At 35.6% G+C, this 20,208-nt stretch carries 19 protein-coding genes; 9 read left to right on the plus strand and 10 right to left on the minus strand.

Features of this window, described 5'->3' with window-relative positions; translation table 11 throughout:
• Positions 1–61: 61 nt before the first annotated feature.
• Positions 62–2,053 carry a transketolase C-terminal domain-containing protein gene (locus ACMAYX_RS05080; RefSeq protein ID WP_392991150.1) on the plus strand — a complete coding sequence of 664 codons (1,992 nt, stop codon included), beginning with the start codon at positions 62–64 and terminating at the stop codon, positions 2,051–2,053.
• A 114-nt stretch (positions 2,054–2,167) separates the two neighbouring features.
• A complete protein-coding gene (locus ACMAYX_RS05085; RefSeq protein WP_412471639.1) occupies positions 2,168–4,168 on the plus strand; it encodes an alkyl/aryl-sulfatase in 2,001 nt (666 codons plus the stop codon).
• 16 nt (positions 4,169–4,184) lie between these two features.
• Here the strand turns inward: ACMAYX_RS05085 and ACMAYX_RS05090 are convergent, their stop codons facing one another.
• On the minus strand, positions 4,185–6,071 hold the full coding sequence (locus tag ACMAYX_RS05090; RefSeq protein WP_412471640.1) for an MFS transporter: 1,887 nt from the start codon (positions 6,069–6,071) through the stop codon (positions 4,185–4,187).
• Between the two features lie 82 nt (positions 6,072–6,153).
• Between ACMAYX_RS05090 and grxB the strand changes: the two genes are divergently transcribed.
• A complete protein-coding gene (grxB, locus tag ACMAYX_RS05095) occupies positions 6,154–6,801 on the plus strand; it encodes a glutaredoxin 2 (RefSeq protein WP_412471641.1) in 648 nt (215 codons plus the stop codon).
• Positions 6,802–6,803: 2 nt separating this feature from the next.
• Here grxB and ACMAYX_RS05100 read toward each other — a convergent pair whose 3' ends face one another.
• The gene (locus ACMAYX_RS05100) at positions 6,804–7,250 is read right to left on the minus strand and encodes a DUF962 domain-containing protein (RefSeq protein WP_103216596.1); all 447 of its coding nucleotides are present in this window, start codon (positions 7,248–7,250) and stop codon (positions 6,804–6,806) included.
• 69 nt (positions 7,251–7,319) lie between these two features.
• On the minus strand, positions 7,320–7,949 hold the full coding sequence (locus ACMAYX_RS05105) for a 50S ribosomal protein L25 (protein WP_103216595.1): 630 nt from the start codon (positions 7,947–7,949) through the stop codon (positions 7,320–7,322).
• Positions 7,950–8,058: 109 nt separating this feature from the next.
• Between ACMAYX_RS05105 and ACMAYX_RS05110 the strand changes: the two genes are divergently transcribed.
• Positions 8,059–8,712: an alpha/beta hydrolase gene (locus ACMAYX_RS05110; protein ID WP_392991145.1), complete on the plus strand. Its 654-nt coding sequence runs from the start codon at positions 8,059–8,061 to the stop codon at positions 8,710–8,712.
• A gap of 88 nt (positions 8,713–8,800) precedes the next feature.
• Positions 8,801–9,190 carry a Grx4 family monothiol glutaredoxin gene (grxD, locus tag ACMAYX_RS05115; protein WP_103216593.1) on the plus strand — a complete coding sequence of 130 codons (390 nt, stop codon included), beginning with the start codon at positions 8,801–8,803 and terminating at the stop codon, positions 9,188–9,190.
• Between the two features lie 8 nt (positions 9,191–9,198).
• Here the strand turns inward: grxD and ACMAYX_RS05120 are convergent, their stop codons facing one another.
• The 3 genes from ACMAYX_RS05120 to ACMAYX_RS05130 all read right to left on the minus strand — a co-directional run bounded on the left by ACMAYX_RS05120 (position 9,199) and on the right by ACMAYX_RS05130 (position 12,175).
• Positions 9,199–10,656 carry a two-component system sensor histidine kinase NtrB gene (locus ACMAYX_RS05120; RefSeq protein WP_158246767.1) on the minus strand — a complete coding sequence of 486 codons (1,458 nt, stop codon included), beginning with the start codon at positions 10,654–10,656 and terminating at the stop codon, positions 9,199–9,201.
• Positions 10,657–10,760: 104 nt separating this feature from the next.
• Positions 10,761–11,513 (minus strand): response regulator transcription factor, encoded by a 753-nt coding sequence (locus ACMAYX_RS05125; RefSeq protein ID WP_103216591.1) that lies wholly within the window; start codon positions 11,511–11,513, stop codon positions 10,761–10,763.
• Complete coding sequence (locus tag ACMAYX_RS05130; RefSeq protein WP_412471642.1) at positions 11,510–12,175, minus strand: hypothetical protein; 666 nt, start codon at positions 12,173–12,175, stop codon at positions 11,510–11,512. Before ACMAYX_RS05130 ends, ACMAYX_RS05125 begins: the two co-directional genes overlap by 4 nt.
• Before the next feature lie 147 nt (positions 12,176–12,322).
• Between ACMAYX_RS05130 and cmoA the strand changes: the two genes are divergently transcribed.
• From cmoA to ACMAYX_RS05145, 3 genes are read left to right on the plus strand one after another with little or no spacing between them, the layout of a single operon-like run.
• Positions 12,323–13,075, plus strand: a complete 753-nt coding sequence (gene cmoA / locus ACMAYX_RS05135; protein WP_103216589.1) for a carboxy-S-adenosyl-L-methionine synthase CmoA — start codon at positions 12,323–12,325, stop codon at positions 13,073–13,075.
• A 7-nt stretch (positions 13,076–13,082) separates the two neighbouring features.
• Positions 13,083–14,012: a tRNA 5-methoxyuridine(34)/uridine 5-oxyacetic acid(34) synthase CmoB gene (gene cmoB, locus ACMAYX_RS05140; protein WP_103216588.1), complete on the plus strand. Its 930-nt coding sequence runs from the start codon at positions 13,083–13,085 to the stop codon at positions 14,010–14,012.
• Positions 14,012–14,392 carry a YbaN family protein gene (locus ACMAYX_RS05145; protein WP_412471643.1) on the plus strand — a complete coding sequence of 127 codons (381 nt, stop codon included), beginning with the start codon at positions 14,012–14,014 and terminating at the stop codon, positions 14,390–14,392. The genes cmoB and ACMAYX_RS05145 overlap by 1 nt, the downstream gene beginning before the upstream one ends.
• Here the strand turns inward: ACMAYX_RS05145 and ACMAYX_RS05150 are convergent.
• The 4 genes from ACMAYX_RS05150 to ACMAYX_RS05165 all read right to left on the minus strand — a co-directional run bounded on the left by ACMAYX_RS05150 (position 14,387) and on the right by ACMAYX_RS05165 (position 18,208).
• Entirely contained in the window at positions 14,387–15,046 is a 660-nt protein-coding gene (locus ACMAYX_RS05150; RefSeq protein ID WP_103216586.1) for a Type 1 glutamine amidotransferase-like domain-containing protein, read from the minus strand. The genes ACMAYX_RS05145 and ACMAYX_RS05150 overlap by 6 nt on opposite strands.
• A 3-nt stretch (positions 15,047–15,049) precedes the next feature.
• A complete protein-coding gene (locus ACMAYX_RS05155; RefSeq protein ID WP_412471644.1) occupies positions 15,050–16,909 on the minus strand; it encodes a hypothetical protein in 1,860 nt (619 codons plus the stop codon).
• A 97-nt stretch (positions 16,910–17,006) separates the two neighbouring features.
• Positions 17,007–17,564 (minus strand): peptidylprolyl isomerase, encoded by a 558-nt coding sequence (locus tag ACMAYX_RS05160; protein ID WP_103216584.1) that lies wholly within the window; start codon positions 17,562–17,564, stop codon positions 17,007–17,009.
• Positions 17,561–18,208: a DsbA family protein gene (locus ACMAYX_RS05165; protein ID WP_103216583.1), complete on the minus strand. Its 648-nt coding sequence runs from the start codon at positions 18,206–18,208 to the stop codon at positions 17,561–17,563. Before ACMAYX_RS05165 ends, ACMAYX_RS05160 begins: the two co-directional genes overlap by 4 nt.
• A 53-nt stretch (positions 18,209–18,261) precedes the next feature.
• Here ACMAYX_RS05165 and ACMAYX_RS05170 point away from each other — a divergent pair, with 53 nt between their 5' ends.
• Positions 18,262–20,148, plus strand: coding sequence for a 7TM diverse intracellular signaling domain-containing protein (locus tag ACMAYX_RS05170; protein ID WP_412471645.1), 1,887 nt, complete (start codon positions 18,262–18,264; stop codon positions 20,146–20,148).
• Positions 20,149–20,208 lie beyond the last annotated feature (60 nt).

Here is a 20,208-nt window from a genome sequence, read left to right on the forward strand (position 1 = left end):
AAAAAATTCCCTCATGATACCTTTTATAAGTTATTGAAAATCAACGAATTCGGAGAAGTTAATGACTGCAACTATCAGCCCATTAAAAGTAAAAAATCATCTTGCAACGGCACCAACAAATGCCCCAATCTATGCAACTAAAATTCATAACTTAGCGGGAGAGGAAATCACTCTTGCAGACCCAAAAGCAACAAGAGCTCTTGTGGCCCTAATGAATCAACACGCAGTTATTGGTGGAGCAGCTTGCCACTGGGGTGGACCTGCGGCCTTCGCAGAGATGATGAGTGCTCTTCACTCGATTATGTTCTCACAAGGACCAAATTGGTTTGAGAAATTTAACTTCGTAAACGATGCTGGTCACGCAGAAAATGGAATTTACGCTCTTCGTGCAAATCTTGGTTTTGATGGACTTACATTTGAAAGTCTAAGAGGCTTCCGTTCAATAACATCAAAACTTACTGGTCACGGTGAAGCTCACTTAAATCCAGAAGGTGTTTTCATTTCAAATGGCCCACTTGGTTCAGGACTTCCTCAGGCACAAGGTCTTGCTCTTGCAGATAAGGCAATTGGAAATGATCGTGTAACTGTTTGTACAATCTCTGACGGTGGTTGTATGGAAGGTGAAGCTCGTGAAGCGATGGCCGCAATTCCTGGTCTTGCACAAAAAGGTAAAATGAATCCATTTGTTATGATTATCAGTGATAATAATACAAAACTTGGTGGGCGTATTACTGAAGATAGCTTCGATATGAAAGGAAGCTTCCTTGCTCTTAGAGAAATGGGTTGGGATCTTGTAAGAGTTGAAGAAGGACACGACCTAGAAAGAGTTTATCAAGCAATCGAAGAAAATATTGCAAAAGCAAAATCAAATGAACTTAAGCCAATTGCTCTTGTTATCAAAACAATCAAAGGTTACGGTGTAAAATCAACTGAAGAAGCAAAGTCTGGTGGTCATGGTTATCCTCTTGGAGCATATGATGAAAAATTAATTTCATTTCTTGATGAAATTTATACTGGTGAAACTTGTCCAGAAGAGTTTAAAAATTGGGCAAATGAAATCCTATCTTCAAAGCCAGCTCCAAAAGAGGCTTCTAAGTCTTCGGCCCCTTCAGACAAGGTTCAGCCAGGTCTTGCAAATGCTATGATTAAAGCAACAAAAGAAGGGCTTCCAGTTTTTTCTGTAACTTCAGATCTTGCAGGTTCAACTGGTGTTTCAGGCTTCCATAAAGAATTCCCTAATCACTATGTTGATATTGGTATTGCAGAATCGAATATGGTTTCAACTGCAGTTGGTATGGCAAAACAAGGATTCATTCCTGTTGTTGATACTTTTGCACAATTTGGTGTAACAAAAGGAAATCTTCCTTTAATCATGTCTCAGCTTTCTCAAGGTGCTGTGATTTGTTTGTTCTCACATACAGGTTTCCAAGATGCTGCTGACGGTGCTTCACACCAAGCAACAACTTACTTCTCTGCTGTAGCAGGAATTCCAAATACAACAGTCATTGCTCTTTCAACGAAAGAAGAAGCTGAAAGCCTAATGTATCAAGCAATTAAGAGATACGAAGAAGCAGTAAACAAAGGAAAAACACCAGAAACAACTGTATTTTTCTTTGGCCGTGAAAAACATCCAGTTTCATATATTGATGGTGCAAACTACGGTTGGGCCAAAGCTCAAGTTCTAAGACAGGGTACGGACGGAATTATCGTAACTCACGGTCCACTTGTACAACAAGCTCTTAAAGCTGCGACAGAACTTGAAGCAAAAGGTAAAAATATTACTGTTATCAATAATCCATTTATTAACAAGATTGATGTTGAAACATTCAAGGATCAGCTAGCAAAGAATGGAAATAAAATTGTAACTGTTGAAGATCACCAACTAACAGCTGGTGCTGGAGCAATGCTTTGTCATGCTCTAAAACAAGAGGGACTTGAATTTAATCTGAAGTCACTTGGAAATGATGGCCACTTTGGTCAGTCTTCATACACTGCACTTGAGCTTTATAAGAAATTTGGCTTTGATGCAGATGCAATGATTAATCAATTCTAATTAAATATAGGCCTCAGAAATGAGGCCTTTTTATTACCTTTCTTAGGCCATTTTAAAATACGCTAAAACCGATATCCCCTTCAAGTAACTCTAATAATGCAATAAGGAGGAATCGTGTTTCATTCCAAAAAATTACTCTATCTCATTACCCCCGCCCTACTCTTAATCTCACTACTAGGTTGTACCCGAGCTGAAAGATATTCATTCACTAATGATCCTAAGCCTGCATCAAGGCACACTCTGGATTCTCACAAGGCCGTTTCCCAAGAGTTAAACTTTGATGATGATCGAGACTTTAAAGATTCTCAAAAGGGTTTTATTGCAAAACTTGAAGGGCCAATTAAATCAAAAGATGGAATGAAAGAGATTTTTGATCCTGCTAAATTTCCTTCCCTCACACAAGGAAAGCCACCTGAAACAGTAAACCCAAGTCTTTGGCGTCAATCGCAACTAACATCAATCAATGGACTCTTTCGTGTCACTGACCATATCTACCAAGTAAGAGGAATTGATCTTGCAAATGTTTCCTTTATTCGTGGAAAAAAAGGATGGATTGTTATTGATCCTCTAATGACAACAGAGACTGCAAAGACAGCTTTAGAACTCGTTAGAAAGAATGTAGAAAATCTACCTGTAACGGCCATTATTTTCACACACTCTCATCTTGATCACTTTGGTGGAGTCTATGGAATTGCCAGTAAACGCGAACTTGAAAGCGGCAAGATTCAAGTTATCGCTTCCAAGGATTTTGTCTATGAGTCAGTAAGTGAAAATGTCATTGCAGGAACGGCCATGAGTCGACGTGCAGAATATATGTATGCTCGAACATTAGACTTCGGGCCTCAAGGCTCTGTTGGGACAGGACTAGGAAGCTACACTGCTAATGGTGAATACGCCATTGCTAAACCCACAACAATAATTGATAGAGATAAAAGCTTAGTCGTAGACGGAGTAACTATTGAGTTCATGTTTACACCAGGAGCGGAAGCTCCAACAGAGATGATGGCCTACTTCCCAAGAGACAATGCACTTTGTGGAGCAGAAATCTTAAGCCATACAATGCATAATATACAAACCTTAAGAGGTGCACAGGTAAGAGATAGTCTAAAATGGTCAAAGCATATTCAAAGAGGGCTTGAAAAGTACAGTAAGGCCGAAGTCCTTTTTAATTCACATCACTGGCCGACCTTTGGAAATGATCGCGTCGTCTCACATATGGCCTCTCAAAGAGACTTGTACAAATTTATTCATGACCAGTCCGTAAACCGTTTAAACAAAGGTCTTTCTGGAACTGAGCTATCAGATAGTATTAAGTTAAATAGAAATCTCGCCAGAAACTTTGCCAATCGTGGCTACTACGGAAGCCTAAGCCATAACACGCGAGCAGTATATGATAAGTATCTTGGCTTCTTTGATGGTAATCCTGCTCACCTAAATCCGCTCCCAGAAGTAGAATCAGCAAAGAGAACAATTGCTTATATGGGAGGAGCTGGAGACGTCTTAGAAATGGCCATCAAAGATTATAAAATTGGGGAGTATCGCTTTGTTGCAGAAGTCTTAAATAAGCTTGTCTTTGCACAACCAAAAAATGTGAAAGCAAAGCAACTTCTGGCAGACACTTATGAACAATTGGCCTATCAATCCGAGAATGCGACTTGGAGAAATTTCTATGTTCAAGCAGCTCAAGAATTACGTTACGGAGTTGGTCGGCCAGCACCGGCAACGGCCTCACCTGCAATTTTATCTCAAATGGATACTGAATTACTCTTAGATTATCTCTCTGTTAGAGTTAATTCTGAAAAGGCCAATGGCACAGACTTAACACTTGAATTAAATATTACAGATAGGAATCAAAGGTACTACTTAACCCTTAGAAATAGTGTTCTTAACTATTCAAAGAAAAGACCTCAAGAACAAAATCGCCAGCTCGCTTCAGATGATAATGCATCAATTAACTTAAAGCATGGACAATTAGTTAAGCTTGCAATGGGAGCAGTTTCCTTTGCTGAGCTTGATGAGAAAAATATTAACTATAGTGGGGATAAGAAAGTTTTCGATGCCCTTAATGAAACATTAGATACTTTTCCTAATACATTTAATATCGTGACACCTTAAAAAAAAAGCCTCTGTTTTACAGAGGCTTTTTATATTCAACGACCATTTTTTCTTCTAGATCTTTATAACAAAAGTTTTCAGGTGTAATAGAAGGTAGAATAACTACTTTGATTTTTCTACGTTTTAAAAAATTCCAACGGATTCCTTTAAAAACACCTTTTCCAGAAAAAGAATAGAAACTTCCCCATAGACCTTTAATAACAATTGGAACGACTTGAGCATTCGTTTGCTCTACAACCTTCTTAATACCAGGCTGATACTTTCTAGGCTCACCATCACGAGTAATCCACCCCTCAGGAAAGAAGCCTACACAGCGCTCTTCATTTAGAGTGCTATTTAGTTTTGAATAAGCTTCATCAAGAACCCTTGGGTCCTCTCTTCTTGTAGCGATCGGAATCAAATGTCCTTGCATAAAGAATTGCTTAAGCCCTGGAATATTATAATAGCGGTGGTCAATTACCCAGCGAATAGGTCTTGGAGAAAGACTCATAACGACACCCCAATCGACAAACGAAGTGTGGTTGGCAGCAATAACAAGCCTTCCTTCTTTTGGAATATTTTCTTCACCTTCAATTTGAATATCATAAAGAAAAGTCGTTAAAAGCTGCACAAGAAAGCGCCACATTTCTTCATGGAAGAAGTAGTAGCAAATTCCTGCATAGATCAGATTAAGGCCACCAAGGATAAGTAAATTATCTAGAGCCGTTGCGCCAGCACTCTTAAGAAGAATAATTGAAACAGCTGCAACAACCATAAAGATAGCATTCCAAATATTATTGGCCGCGATTGTTCTCGCAAGCTTCTCAAGAGGTGCACTATGCTGCATAAAAGTTAATTGTGAGATATAGAAATTCCCACCAAATATTGTAATAAGTAGAAGATCAATAATTGCTCTTAGAGCAAGTGGTTGTGCAAAAAATTCAGCAGGTGGCATCAAAGCGCCTGTCACTGACATTGGCCACTGTGTAGAAACATAGTAAAGATCAAAAACAGCTAGCGACATCCCCACTGCTGCAACAGGAACCATTCCCACTTCAATTCTCTTACCAGATAGCTTTGAGCAAATCCAAGAACCAAGCCCCATCCCTACTGTAAATGTCGCCATAAAGATTGAGGCAACCATTTCACTTCCGTAGAAAACATTTTTAATAATGGCCGGCATAACTGAAAGAACAAATGAGCCTAGAAACCAGAACCATGAAACTCCCATCATTGCACGGAAAGAGTTCTTCTCTTTTACAGAGTTAATGAGAAGTTGAAATGTTGGTTTAACAAATGTGTAATCAATTTTTACATCATTATTAATATCGTTAATTTTATTTTGAAAACGTGCTGTAATAACACCAAGTACCGCAAATATTAGGATTGCAAAAGCGGCCGTATCAGTAGCATCAGGTGCTGCAGCGGCAAGCCCTCCAATGATTGTACCAATAAGAATTGCAATAAAAGTTCCTCCACCAATAAGTGCTGTTCCTGTCGTTAGCTCTTCATCTTTTAAAATTGTTCTTAAAGACGAGAACTTAACTGGTGAAAAGAATGACGACTGAGCACCCATTAAAAAGAGTGTAAACATTAACAGTCCGTAACTCTCTGTAACGAAACCAATCGCTCCACAAAGCATAAATGCAAGCTCAGTAAATTTTGTTACCTTAATAACTTGCGCCTTGTCGTAGTGATCTGAAATTTGACCAGATGTAGCAGAAAATAAAACATAAGGAAGAATGAAAGCACCACCAGCAAAAGCGACTAATGATTCTGCACCCAGTCCAAATAGTGAGACATTCTTATATGTAATTAAGATAATTAGAGCATTTTTAAATACGTTATCGTTTGCGGCACCAAGGAACATCGTCCAAAATAGAGGCCAAAATTTTCTTTCTTTATAGAGCATTGCTAATGACATTGTTTTTCCTTAAATAATTCTTAACAATATTGTACTATTATTTACTAATACGTAATGACGCATAAACCCGAAAGGAATTTATATGAAACTATATCACTATATCCATTGTCCATTTTGTGTAAGAGTTCGCATGGCACTTGGTTTCTTCGAAATCGAGTATGAATCAATTGTACTAGATTACAATGATGAGAAGACACCTGTCGAGCTTACTGGCACAAAGATGTTACCAATTATGGAAATTGATGGCGTCATTATGAACGAATCACTTGATATTATCAAGGCCCTTGCAATTCACAGCGATAAAGATTTGAATCTCTCAAAATTAGATAGCGAAAGCTTTAAGCTGCTTAATGATTACCTCGATCAACTTGGAAAAGATGTTCATAACTTATGCATGCCTTACTGGGCGTGGTCAAAAGAGTTCACTCCAGAGGCAAGAGAATACTTTATTAATAAAAAGTCTGCTAAGCGTGGCCCATTTCACTTACTTGCGCAAAATAAAGTAGAATACTTACATAGCTTTGAACAAACGCTGACTCAGCTTCCAGCAAAACTTTTACCTTACTATGAAAGCGACAAGTTTACGATTCTAGATATCCTTCTAGCATCACATATATGGGGAATGTACATCTTTCCAGAGTATCAATTTCCTCCGCAAATTCACATCTACCTTCAAAAGGTGAAAGAGCTAACAAACTTTAATTATCACGAAGATTTCTGGCGCAACTAGCGCTAGGACTTCTTACCTAGAAAAATCCAAATAGGTCCAATAAGAAGGAATTGAAGATCTTCAAAAAAAGAAGGCTTCTTTCCTTCTATTTTGTGACCAATAAACTGCCCAACCCAAGCAACAACAAAGACAACAATCCAAGTAATAAAAAAATATTCCGCTAAAAAATTAACAAGAAAGAATTGTGTTAAGAGCATAAATGGAATCACTAAGCTAAGAGCGACAGTGATGGCCTTTAAGTTTTTTAGTGAAAGATAAAAAAGACTAGCAAGAATAACAAAGGCCCATGCCCAATTAAAATAGCCAAAGAGTGCAGGCTTTGGAATCGCCCAAAGCATTCCTAATAGTGACCAAGTAATCAATGGAACACATACTTCGTGAATGCGTTGATTTGTTTTATTCTGATGAGATTCACCGTACATCTCAAGCCACGTTTCTAAACTTCTCATTGAGTATTCTCCAAAAAACAAAGGGAGACCATTTGGTCTCCCCTCATTATATCATAATTGATTTTTAAATTATGAAGCTGCTTCTTCTTTTTCTTCAGCTGCGTCAGCGTGAGTCTCAACAACCATTTCAGTTTCTTCAACTTCTGGCTCAACGACAACTTTCGGAAGGTGACAAGATACAACTGATGCAGTTGGATCGATTGACCAAGCTAGACCCGTTGGTAGAGAGAAGTGCTCAAGTGCCCAGTGTCCATCAAGCTCAAGACCAGTGATATCGAATTCTAAGAATTCTGGCATATCTTTTGGTAGACCTTCTACTTCAACTTCATGCATATTGAAGTTAACTAGACCACCTGCTTTCGTTCCAATAGCTTCACCTACAAAGTGGATTGGAAGAGAAATAACTACTTTCTCTTTTGCAGATACTTTATGGAATGAGCAATGTACAAAGTCTGTCCCGAGGTGACCTCTTTGAACATCTGCTAGAGTTACAAGGTGCTTCTTACCTTCAAACTCTACTTCAAATACCTTTCCAGAAGTATGTAGGAATTTTGAAAGACCTTGCTTTGGAACCATAAATTGAGCTCCTGCAAAACCTTTTCCATAAATAGTTCCTGGAATATATCCGTCTTTTCTCATTTGAGTTGTTGATCTTCCCGGTTTTCTTGTTTCAACTTTTAAAATACTAGTTGTTGACACATTTTCCTCCTGTGTTCCGTGGATTCAATAGATAGTATTCTATCGACCGTTCATAAAAAAAATTTAGAATAAACTTGAATAAAAACACACAATCACCTATTTTTCTCCTATGAAAACTGACTTAAACACACAACTACTAAACTCTTTTTATATCCCTGCAAGTGACATCACACCTACTAATGCCCAGAAGGTTATGATTATCTTACACGGGCTAGGCGATAGCCTTGAGTCTTACAAAATATTCACACAAGAAATAAATGTAACCGGTCTAAGTTACTTGCTCTTAAACGCGCCAAAGAAGTACTACTTCGGTTACAGTTGGTACGATATTCCACCTAATAATCCAGTGCCTGGTATTGAAAACAGCGTAAAAACTCTAACGAAGATTATTGATGAGATCGTAGAAAAAAATAGCAATATCGACTACTCGGACATCTTTATCGGTGGCTTTTCTCAAGGTGGTTGCGTCAGTCTTGAGACGGCCTATCAACTCGATCACAAACTAGGAGGAATTGTTCTAATGTCCCCTAGAATTTATCCAGAAAGAAGGCCTCAGCAATTGTCAAAATGCCTCAAAGAAACGGCCATTTTTTGCGCTCATGGAAGCCTTGATCCAGTAATTGATATTAATCAAACAAAGGCCGGAATTGATCATCTTGTAAGCCTAGGGGCCAATGCACAATTCCATGCCTATGAAATGGAGCATGAAATTGATATTGATGAAGTGATTCAGCTACGTAACTGGTTGAATGAACATCTATAATTTCTGACACTTGCCCTAAGCTATTTCCAAAACTACCATTATTAGGTAAGATAGGAGCAAATGAAACTCAGGAAATAAAGGAATCAATATGAGCGATAATCCATTCAACATTCTAGGTAAAGAATCTACTCCTATCAATCAAGGAGAAGCTGTTTCTGGTGCCGATAAATCAAAAGAACTAAATGAGCAAATCGAAGCACTAATTGGATCTGCTGACCTTTTCTTATTCATGAAAGGTACACCTGATATGCCAATGTGTGGTTTTTCAGCAAATACAATTGCAATGCTAAACTCTGTTGGTAAACCTTATAAGACTTTTAACATTTTAGAAGATATGGATATTAGAGAAGGTGTAAAAGTTTACTCTAACTGGCCAACTTACCCACAACTTTACTTCAAGGGTGAGCTTGTAGGTGGTAATGATATTATCACTGAGATGTTCCAATCTGGACAACTACAAGAAGTTCTAAATAGCTAATTGATTATTTAAGCATCGACGCTAGGCCTTACTATGTTTTGGCCTAGCGATATTGAAAACGTTGTATACTCAAAGTCTTTTTCAAAATCTAAAATCATATTATTTTCTAATGCTAACTTTTTCGAAATACTAAGGCCAAGACCTGTTCCTTCACCGACATCTTTCGTTGTGAAGAATGGAGTGAAGATATCTTTAGCAACATTATCTTTGATCCCATCACCACCATCCTGTACGTAGATAGTGAACTGATCTAACATTGACTCTTCAACCCAAATTTTTATCCAACATTTCTCAAGAGATTCAAATTGATGAACCGCCTGATAAGAGTTAGTGAGCAAGTTTAAAATGATTTGATAGAACTCATTTTTTTTACACGCTACTTCTAAGTCACTAAACGGATTTTTAAAATCAATATAAATTTCTCGACCAGTTTGGGCCTGAAATAATCCCAATGAATCCTGTATTAAGTTATCAAGGTTATGTATCTCTTTAGTAATTGAGTTTGAGGAGCGAGAGTAAATCTTTAAACTATTAGCAATATTTTCAATGCGATCCACTTGCTTAATAATACTCTCTAACTTTTTCATATAAGAAGGATCGGAATCCTTGATCTTACCAGCATAACGATCTTTCAACTGTTCGGCCTGAATGCGTATGATACATAATGGATTATTTATTTCGTGTGCAATTCCTGCAGACATTTGTCCAAGAGAGCGCCATCTTTCAAATTCTTCAAATTGCTTTTCTTGCATTTTCAAAGTTACGCGATTGATATGTTCTTGATGAACATCGCGAATTTGAACCATATAACGTCCAACACCTTGAATAACAATATAGGTTACACTAATACGACAAAATCTTTTTTTAGAACGACGCTTGCGATAAATAGGATGAGTAACTTTTAAGGCCACGCCGTCCAAACGTTTTGCTTGTTCAAAAGTATTTAAGAAGAACAAATACTCTTCATCATCAAAGATAACTTCTGAAAACTTGTTTCCCACAAGACTTTGCTTTGTTACCTTATTAATATCTAAGATCACAAGTTGATTATTAAGAATGAATAAATCATCATCGGTGGCGGTATAGAAATTTTTGAACAGAGTCGAGATAAAATTCTCAGCTCCGGCATTAATATTACGACTGTAAACCTCAATAAATGACGGGCTTGTCCCTGTAGCTGAATAACCTGGCTGTAGCCAAATCTCCCACTGATCTCTTTCGCCTAATAAATTGATTGATTCAGAAAAGAAGTGGCAAGCTTCACCATTCTTTACTCTTTCGACTTGTTCAAGAAAGAACCCCTTCTTTTCATCAGGAGTATATTGAAATAAATTAGTGCCAACAGTTAACCCATAACCGAGATATAAATCATTCACATAAATGCAATCTCCATCAAAATCGATGTGACAGTAATGGATATTCGAATTTAATAGCTCCTTGCGAAAGCTACTATTCGGTTTATTCACTTGGCGTCTCGTCTCAATCATAGCGATAATGATTGTTTTAAATCAACTTCTTCTAAATATAAAATCGCCTCTATTTTATTAGAGGCGATTTATGTAAAAAAATATTAATATGTATTTTCTGAAACAGAATTATCACTGTCATTAGAACTAGATGAAACATTTGACTCATCTGAACTTGCAACTTTTTCATATGTATCAGGAATAAGTGACCACTTACCGCCACCTTCTGAACGAATAATATAACCGTAATCATGAAGCTTTCTTCTTAGGTTATATAAGTGAACATCCACTGTTTTTGGGTGAACAGTTGTATCTCCCCAAACATTATCTAAGATATCATCGCGACTTACGATACGATGTGGAGAATTAATAAATAGCCCCAGTAGTTGTTTTTGTTTACTAGTTAAGTGCTCTACTTCTTTACCATCTAGCAGCATCGACTTGTGAGCAATTGGTTGAACCATTCTTCTTGGACTACCATTGAATACATTTTCAATCTTAACGATTAACTCATTTTTCTTAAATGGTTTTGTTAAGTAATCAAGTGCACCTTCCATAAAACAGAATCTCAGTGCATCAATATCATCGATACTTGAAACGATGATAAATGGAATCACCATTAAACGACGATCTTTTGAATGATTTAAGTAAGTCATGAAGTTACCATCATCAAGCATAAGATCTGCAATGATTAGTGCTGGATTCTTTTCAGTATTTGATAGAGCATTTTGAAACTCTTCAATAGAAGTAAAAAATCTTAAGTTGTTGTAGCGGTGAACGAGAGTTTGTTCGTAAACAAAACGACATCCCTCATCATCCTCTAAAATCCAAATTTCCTTGTCCGTTGCCATTGTCATAATTCAAACCTCACCGATAAATTGTTGTCCCCATCAAGAATTTCGTAATCCTTTCCCTTTGCTAAAAAGTTATGAATTCCGATGTATCTTCTTAATGATTTTTCGTTTTCGTCACCTAAGTTTAAGATGGAATCTAACTCTTGTCTTAAGTATTTGTTTAATTCTGACTTAATAAAAATTAATTTTCTTAACTCGTCTTTAATTTCTAAGGTGATATGGAATGTATCTCTTCCTTCTTTTTTTGCCAAAGTTGAGAATAAGTGGGCAAAAGAGAACAAGATTTCACATAAATCGTTAGCTTGTGAACCTTTTACGGTTACATCATTAGCAATATTCCAAGTTAAATCTGCAAAATGTTTCTTTAAGTAGATACGTGCTTGACCGAAGGCCCTAGTAGCGATTTTGCTAATTGGAACTTCTTCATCTAAGAAATAAGGTGTTGATTGCTTAAGAAGATTTAAATCATTCTCAAAGCGTTCAAGACCTTGATTTAATTTTTTAACAAATGGGTTATTTTCATCCTGATCCTGCATCAATTCATCAATACAAAACCTAATTAAATGCATATGACCCGAGTAATCATGGGATAAAACTCTTAGCGTTTCGTTAAAAGCTTCTCCTCTATCCAATTCATTATTCATAGAACCTGCGCTGTTTTTCAATATATATTTTGTTTACATACCAATAAATATTGCTTATTCATAGTAAAAAATCACGCGTATCAGTAAATCATTGAAATTAAAGAAGAAAGAAGGAGTATTTTTTATACTAGATTGGACAATATCCAAAAGATATTCTAGTTTCGCCACATGGAAAATAAATTTTTAAACGCTGGCAAAGACGAAGTTTTTGCAAAGAAAATTGAAAAGATATCAGATTTTGAATTCAATCAAGATGTGGCCTCTGTATTTGATGACATGGTATCGCGAAGTATTCCAAATTATCATGAGATTCATAAAATCATCATCGACCTAACAAGACGCTTCTATCAATCTGGAACAGTTTATGACTTTGGTTGTTCGACAGGAACGACGATGCTTTTAATGGCCGATTACTTTCGCCAAAACGACAAAGAGCTTCCACAGTTTATCGGTATTGATACTTCAAGACCGATGCTTGAAAAGGCAGCACAGAAGCTTAAGTCTCACGGTCTACAAGATAATGTTGAGTTATTAGAAGAGTCGATCACTGATGTAAAAATTGAAAATGCCGGTATGGCAATCATGAACTACACTCTTCAATTTCTACCAGTTGAAGAGCGCCTTAATGTTCTTAAAAATATCTATAACGGGCTTAATGATAATGGCTGTTTTATTTTGGCCGAAAAAATTATCTGCCAAGATGAGCAAATTGATAATCTTTTGATTGATCTTTATTATGATTTCAAACGTAGAAATGGATATAGTGAGATGGAGATTGCTCAAAAACGAGAGGCCCTAGAAAATGTCCTTAGGCCCTTAACTCCACAACAACAACTTAAAATGTTAGATGAAGCAGGCTTTAAGAAATCTGAAATGATTTTTAGATGGTATAATTTTGCTTGTTACCTATGTATCAAATAGGAAGAGAATGGATAGTTTAGAGTATTTAGAAAAATTTGGTAATCGTGTTGATATTGAATCTTTAAGACAACTTAAAGCAGACAAGCTTCAAATGTTTCGCACAAAATATCAAAAAGAATACAAAGAGATCTTTGATGTCATCCCATCTCTTCAAGAGAACTCGAGCGAAACCCTTGAGACTGCGACAAAGCTTATTCCATGGCGAAAAGGACCTTTTCAAGTTGGAGAGCTTGATATTGATGCCGAATGGCGCTCAGATAAAAAATGGGAAAGACTAAAAGAATCTCTTCCAAATTTAAAAGATAAGGTTGTTTTAGATGTAGGCTGTAATAACGGCTACTATATGTTTGAGATGGCCAAACAAGAACCAAAGTTAGTTCTTGGAATTGATCCTGTCTTACACAATCAGGCCCAATTTGAATTCATTAATCACTTTAAGAAATATGATAATTTAAAATTTGAATTATTTGGTATCGAAGATCTTCCAAACTTTAGATCATTCTTTGATGTTGTTTTCTCGATGGGCGTTCTCTATCATCACCGTCATCCACTTGAGCAATTAATCTCCATCAGAGAATCTCTTGTTCCAGGAGGAGAAATGATTATGGAAACAATTGGTATTCCAGGAGAGGAGACAATCTGCCTATTCCCAGAAGATCGTTACTCAAAGATGAGAAATGTATGGTTTCTTCCAACTCTAAGCTGTCTTAAGAATTGGATTAATCGAACAGGCTTCATTGATATGGAAGTTGTCTCTGTTTCAACGACAAATTTTGAAGAACAAAGACAAACGAAATGGTGTCCTCCACCACATCAATCCCTTGAGGACTTCTTAGATACTGAAGATCAAACGAAAACAGTAGAAGGCTATCCTGCTCCAGTAAGGTTTTGTATTAGAGCAAAGAAAAAGCCGAATTCACCAATAAAGACTTTTTAATGATTAATAAGAGCAGAAAGGCCATTTACCTTAGTTTCGGAATTGCATTTGTGATTCTTGCTTTTATTGGTATTTTTCTTCCTCTTATTCCAACAACTCCTTTTCTTCTTTTAAGTGCCTACTTCTTTTCGCAAAGTAATGAAAAGTACTATCAGTGGCTACTAGATCATAAGATTTTTGGCCCAATTATTACTGACTGGAATAAATATGGAGTTGTGAGTGTAAAATCTAAAATCATTGCCATCTCAATGATCGTAGCACTCTTTTCATATACGCTAATTTACGTTGAAGTGAATCCGACGATAAAAGTTATCGTTTCATTAATTGGTATTGGAGTTATTGTTTTCATGCTAACAAGACCGAGTAAAAGAAAGTTATAGTTTATATTTTTGGCCCTTTTCAAAAATATAGCACTCTCCATGAACAACAATTTCTTCATCAGTAACGACTAGGCCACTCCCATCAGGACAAGCATAAATTGGAAAACGAGAGAATATAGAATGTCTCTTTAACTCGTCATCGTAGCGTTTTGATTTACGATAATGAGGAAAAAACTCGAAATCAATAATATTCATGGCCTTAAAGTCTGTGACATCATCGTCATTATCATCACGATCCCATGGCGGAAATGATGCTGTCATAATATTTGGAGTCGTAATAATTGCACCAGCTGAAAGGCCTGTTAAAATTCCACCATTTTCGACATAATCGATGAGTTCTTCAAACATCCCACTTTCTTTTAAGTGCTTTAAGAAATAAAACGTATTACCTCCACCGAGATGAATCACGTCACTTTGAAGTGCCTCTTCTTTGAGAGTTCTGTCAAATTCATGATCAACAGGAAGATGGATAAACCTTTTAAAACCTATTTTCTTATAGGCCATAATTAAATCGATAAAATCTAATTCTGATTCGTAGGAACCTGCTGGAATAAAAGTTATACTTGGAGATTCACTATTACAAAGCTCTAAGATATGTTCGTCAATTTCGACATTATCACAAAAGTCGCCACCACCATATAATCCAATTTTCATTTCTTAGATGCCTTCTCTATAGTCTCTTACAATTTTAAGAAGTTCTTTTACAATTGGTTTTAAATGTTTTTTCTCGTTTGCCACACGATCACTCTTTGGACTTACATTATCAGGGTCAAACGTTTGGTGTTCTCTAAAGTCACGAACAACATTGAAGATAGTAAGTGGGTCAAATTTCTTATACTTCTTCATCATAGAATCGACGATACGAGCAATACTATCACCTGTTACTCTTTCAAACTTGTTTATAATCGATGAGCGCATAACAACTTCAAGAAGAATATCATCAAATCTCTTCTTAGATTTTTTAGCAACAAGATGTAATAATTCAATATAGGAATCTTGAAATGCATCGATTTTATTTGCACGATATGTATTAATCTCTAAATCAGATTGACTCGCATAACTAGACTTAGCGATATTGATAAATTCATCTCGTGTAATCCATTCACCACGGCTTAAAATAAGCTGAGGATATTCACGTAGAATATCTCGCATACTAAAAATGGCATCCCAGCAAATACCATCACTCACCTCATAAAGACCAAAGCTAGATTTTGCCTTTTCAAAGTAATAGAATGGCTTTTGTAAATCTTCAATCTTATGTGAGTGCTTCTTTACCAGCCAATCATGATACTTCGGAGAAATCCCAATTTTAGAAATTAGGTTATACTTCTTTTGAGTTTCAAAAATTTCATCAAATTGTTCAAGGTACTCACTAGTTGAAAAATCAGCTATCGCTTTCTTTTCTTTTGTTTCTAAAAAGTCCACAATTTGAATAAAGGACTGAACAATATACTTCGCCTTATCTTTTTGTTCTTTAATGGTAGTGGAATAACGTTGAACATCATCGAATCGGTATTCATGATGATAAAGACCAAACTGTCTAATTGATCCATAATCGATGATACCACCATTCATAAGAATATTATCGCCATCCCAATCAAGCCAACAAAAGATATAATCATCTTCAAAATTAGCAGCAAGCTTTGCAAATACTTCCACCTGTTTCTTTAAAAAATAACGATATCTTGCCTTCGCAGTTTTTGGGACTCTTTGCCATTCACCATTAAACTTTTGGCGATCAATATAGTAATTAACAATATTTTTTAAAGCATCATAATTGGCCTGCTTTAGATGATTAAACATATGAGAAGGTCTAATTAAGTTACTATTGGCCCTAACATTAATTGAAATATTGTCTTTAAATTTAATGATGGCCAAACATCTCTCTGTCTCATAGTTATTCTTTTGCATAACTTCAGAGAACATTAGAGTTGCTAGTCCTTCATCAAACTCAGAGTAGCCACATCCATACGAAATAGATGGATCACCTGTTTTAAAGTATTTATTTTGTATATGGGTTGCAGGTGATAACTTTGTTGCTCCAGTTCCCTGACTCGAGATATCCCAAGTAAGCCCATTGTGATCAACTGTACCATTCCAGATCGAGCGTCCATCACCTGAAGTCTTTCCCTGCTTATTTGGATGCTGTAGCTGCAAGTAGCGAGTAGCCATATAGCGATTTGGTAAAATCTCATCTTCTGGATACTCGATTCCATTTTCAATATCGTATTCATTGATAATCACAATCGAGAAAGTCTCAAGAATTCTTTGGGCCAAATCTTTAGTCAAAGTATTATCATGGCCTTCAGAAATTAAACCCATCTCTTTTGCCAATTCAAAATTAAAGTAAGCAACACTTCCCCCATGTCTTTTTCGGACTTGATACGTGATAAACGAATCCGGACAACTTTGCTGCAGAGGATGTTTTCCATTAATTTGACTAAATTTAGAATAATTTAAATTCGATTTACTAGATAACTTATTATTTGTTTTGCTACTTATCTTTAATGAGCCCATACCCAGATTATATCTTAACTAAATCAGCAAATTCTTCCCTACGAAGAATTTGCTATTTATAAATGCTATATCTGAGTATTCTGGTTTGTTTTAAGGATTAAGGTAGGACGTAAACCTTCTTAATCTCAATATTTGAAGCTGGAAGATTTTGAAATGGACCATTTCTTCCAGTTTTTGACTTCTTGATTCTATTAACAACTGCCATTCCACTAACAACCTTTCCAAATACAGCGTAACCATACTGAGATGGAGTCGGCCCTGAGTGATCCAGGAAGTTATTATCTTTTACGTTAATAAAGAATTGAGAAGTTGCAGAATTAATCACAGAAGTTCTTGCCATTGCAATTGTTCCAAGAACATTACTTAGGCCATTTGTTGCTTCGTTCTTAATTGGCTTTTCTGTTTTTTTCTTCTTAAGACTTGTATCGTATCCCCCACCTTGAATCATGAATCCGTCAATAACACGGTGAAAAATAGTTCCATTGTAGAATCCAGAATTAACGTAGCTTAAAAAGTTTTTTACTGTTTCGGGTGCCTTTTTATCATACAGCTTAATAGTGATGTCCCCATAATTTGTCTGCATCATAACCTTAGTGTCTGCATGAACGCTTAGGCCAATTAAGATAATAAAAAGTAGTTTTAATTTCAATTTCATTTTTCTTCCTCGAAGAATTTTTTAAAGTTAATAAATTCTTCGTGTTCATTATAATCTAAAAATTTATTTTTAGCGAGAAAGTCTATATTGTGGTTCCCCCAATAAAAATCATCGTCAACTTCAAATGTTGGAACACCAAAGACGCCTTTATCAAACGCTTCATTGATAACAAGCTTTAATTCTTTCTTCAAATTACGATCACTATCTAAACGTTCATACTCTTCTAGTGTCAAACATTTTTCAGTAATAAATTCTTTAAACTGATCATAGTCATTAAAATCATGACCGTATTTCCAACCAAAATGAAATGTATTAAGAATAAAGTTTGCCTGTTTTAATTTATCATCCCTAAGTCCAAGGGCCATTCTTAAGTAAGGTAAAGAATTGAACGGAAGCATTTTTGGTGAAGTAAGTTTTACTTCCATTTTATCCGCTGTCCTTAACGCCTCTTTAAATAAGTAGAGTGCTTTATTCTTAGTTTGTGCAGGAGCACTCATCTCATTTAATGCAAATAGCCTTCCCACCATCACTGGACAGAAGTTAATTTCATATTTCTCAGAAAGAAGCCCTGCGTCTAACTGCAGCATACTTAAGTATGAGTAAGGAGATGTAAAATCAAAGTAGAAATTTAAGTTTTTTTTCATTTATATACACAATTGTTATTTAAAGATTGGTTCAAAAAAATTATACTCTCTTCGTGATCAAGTTCATTTATCGTTTCTTATTATTGCTTCTTCTTTTCATTCCAGCAAAAGAAATTCTCGCTACAGAGTCAATTGTACAAATTAATAAAGAGACTTTCAAAGATCAAAATCATAATATTTCAAAATATGTTGAATATAAGCTATCTGATAATAAAGAATACACACCAGATGGATTCACGACGAACGATAAAAGTGTTTTAAACTTAGAATACACAAATAAAAATATTTATCTACGCGTTCAATTTAAAAACTCACTCGAGCATTCTGTACATAAAGAGCTGTATTTTAATACTCACACTTTTAGATTAAATGAAGTTTACTTTCTCAATCAAGACAGTAAGCAACTTTCTAATTTTCCTAAAGATAAAATCAATTCAAAAACGACACTCCATAAATCGCTAAGTATCGATCTAAATCCAGGAGAGAAAAAAACGATTGTTATCAAAACTCATAGTCTTCATAAGTTTGATACAAAGGCCTTGCTTGCTGATACTAAATATATTCAAAAGACAGAGCAAACCAGGATCATTAGCTTATCTATTTATCTAGGCTTTATGTGTACGTTATTAATATATAACCTGATTCTTGGAATGATAAATAAAGAATCAATCTATATTGTCTACTCAGTCTTTATCTTTTTTATGATTAACTCTGTCTTAGCATTATCTGGATACACACAAGGAGTTCTTTCCTTAGACAACCATATTAAATACCTTGGTGTCTATGCCATGATTTCTTGTAACTACTTATATAAGTTTACAAAAGATCTCTTGAGTATCGACTTCTTTAAGAAGCCTATTATTAAGAAGACAGAAAAAGTTTATGCTCTGATATCAATTACTCTAATCACCTCAATCGTCTTCTCTTTCTTTGATTCTTATAATTTTATCATTGGACCACTTGTCGATATTTACATCTTAACACTTGTGATCTTCATTATTTATATTTCGATATATACAAATATTACAAACCCAACGATTGAATCAAAAGTCTATCTTCTTTCATGGCTCATCATGAACGTTGGAATCTTTGCTTACTTTGCGACTATCTATGGATTCTTTACCGATAATGACTTCACTCAAAACTCTATCCTCTTAGGAAATATGGTTGAATCATTTACTCTTTCAATTGCCTTAAGCCTTAAGATAAACAGGCTACAAAAAGAGAATGAAATTAGCTTTATAAAGAATCTAGATAAGCAGAAATATATTCGCTTACTAAGAGTTCTTTCACACGATATTGCAAATTCTTTATTTGTTATCATTGGTTATTCAAGCCGTTATATTCGACGTGGTTACGTTGAAGAAGCTAGAGCGTGGCCAAAAGTCTATTCGGCCTGTATGCACATTAAAGATATTCTCGATAACGTTAAGGCCGAACAGGAATTAATTAATAATGAGCCACAGCTTGATTATGTAGAGATTAAGAGTTTACTGGATAATATTCAAACTATCTTTACACCTCAATGTGAACGAAAGAAAATCTCAATCGAGGTTCCTGAGATTAAACAAGAGCTTAGAGTTTATTCAAATCTCGCCATCCTTACTCATCAGATTCTTGGAAATATCATCTCCAACTCAATAAAATTTACTCAAAACGAAGGAATGATAAAGATCTCATGTACGCAAGTGGATCAAGCTTTAAAGCTAGAAATACAAGACAACGGTATAGGGATAAGTAAAAAGAAGCTTGAACAAATCTATAATAAGATTGATACGGGAATAAGTTTTGGAACTTTAGGAGAAAAAGGTTCCGGTTTTGGTTACTTCATTATTCGCTCATATTGCGAATTACTTAAGATAAAGTTCACAATTGAGCGAAAACCCGTAGGTACTCTAGTCGCACTTTATATCCCCCTTAATAGTCCACAGAAGCTATAAGTTCAGATAGTTGTATAAATTCCTAATTCACCATAAAATTAAATTAATAGACTTTATTAT

It is taken from the genome of Halobacteriovorax sp. RT-2-3, from assembly GCF_047085075.1.
In the GTDB taxonomy this organism is placed as follows: domain Bacteria; phylum Bdellovibrionota; class Bacteriovoracia; order Bacteriovoracales; family Bacteriovoracaceae; genus Halobacteriovorax_A.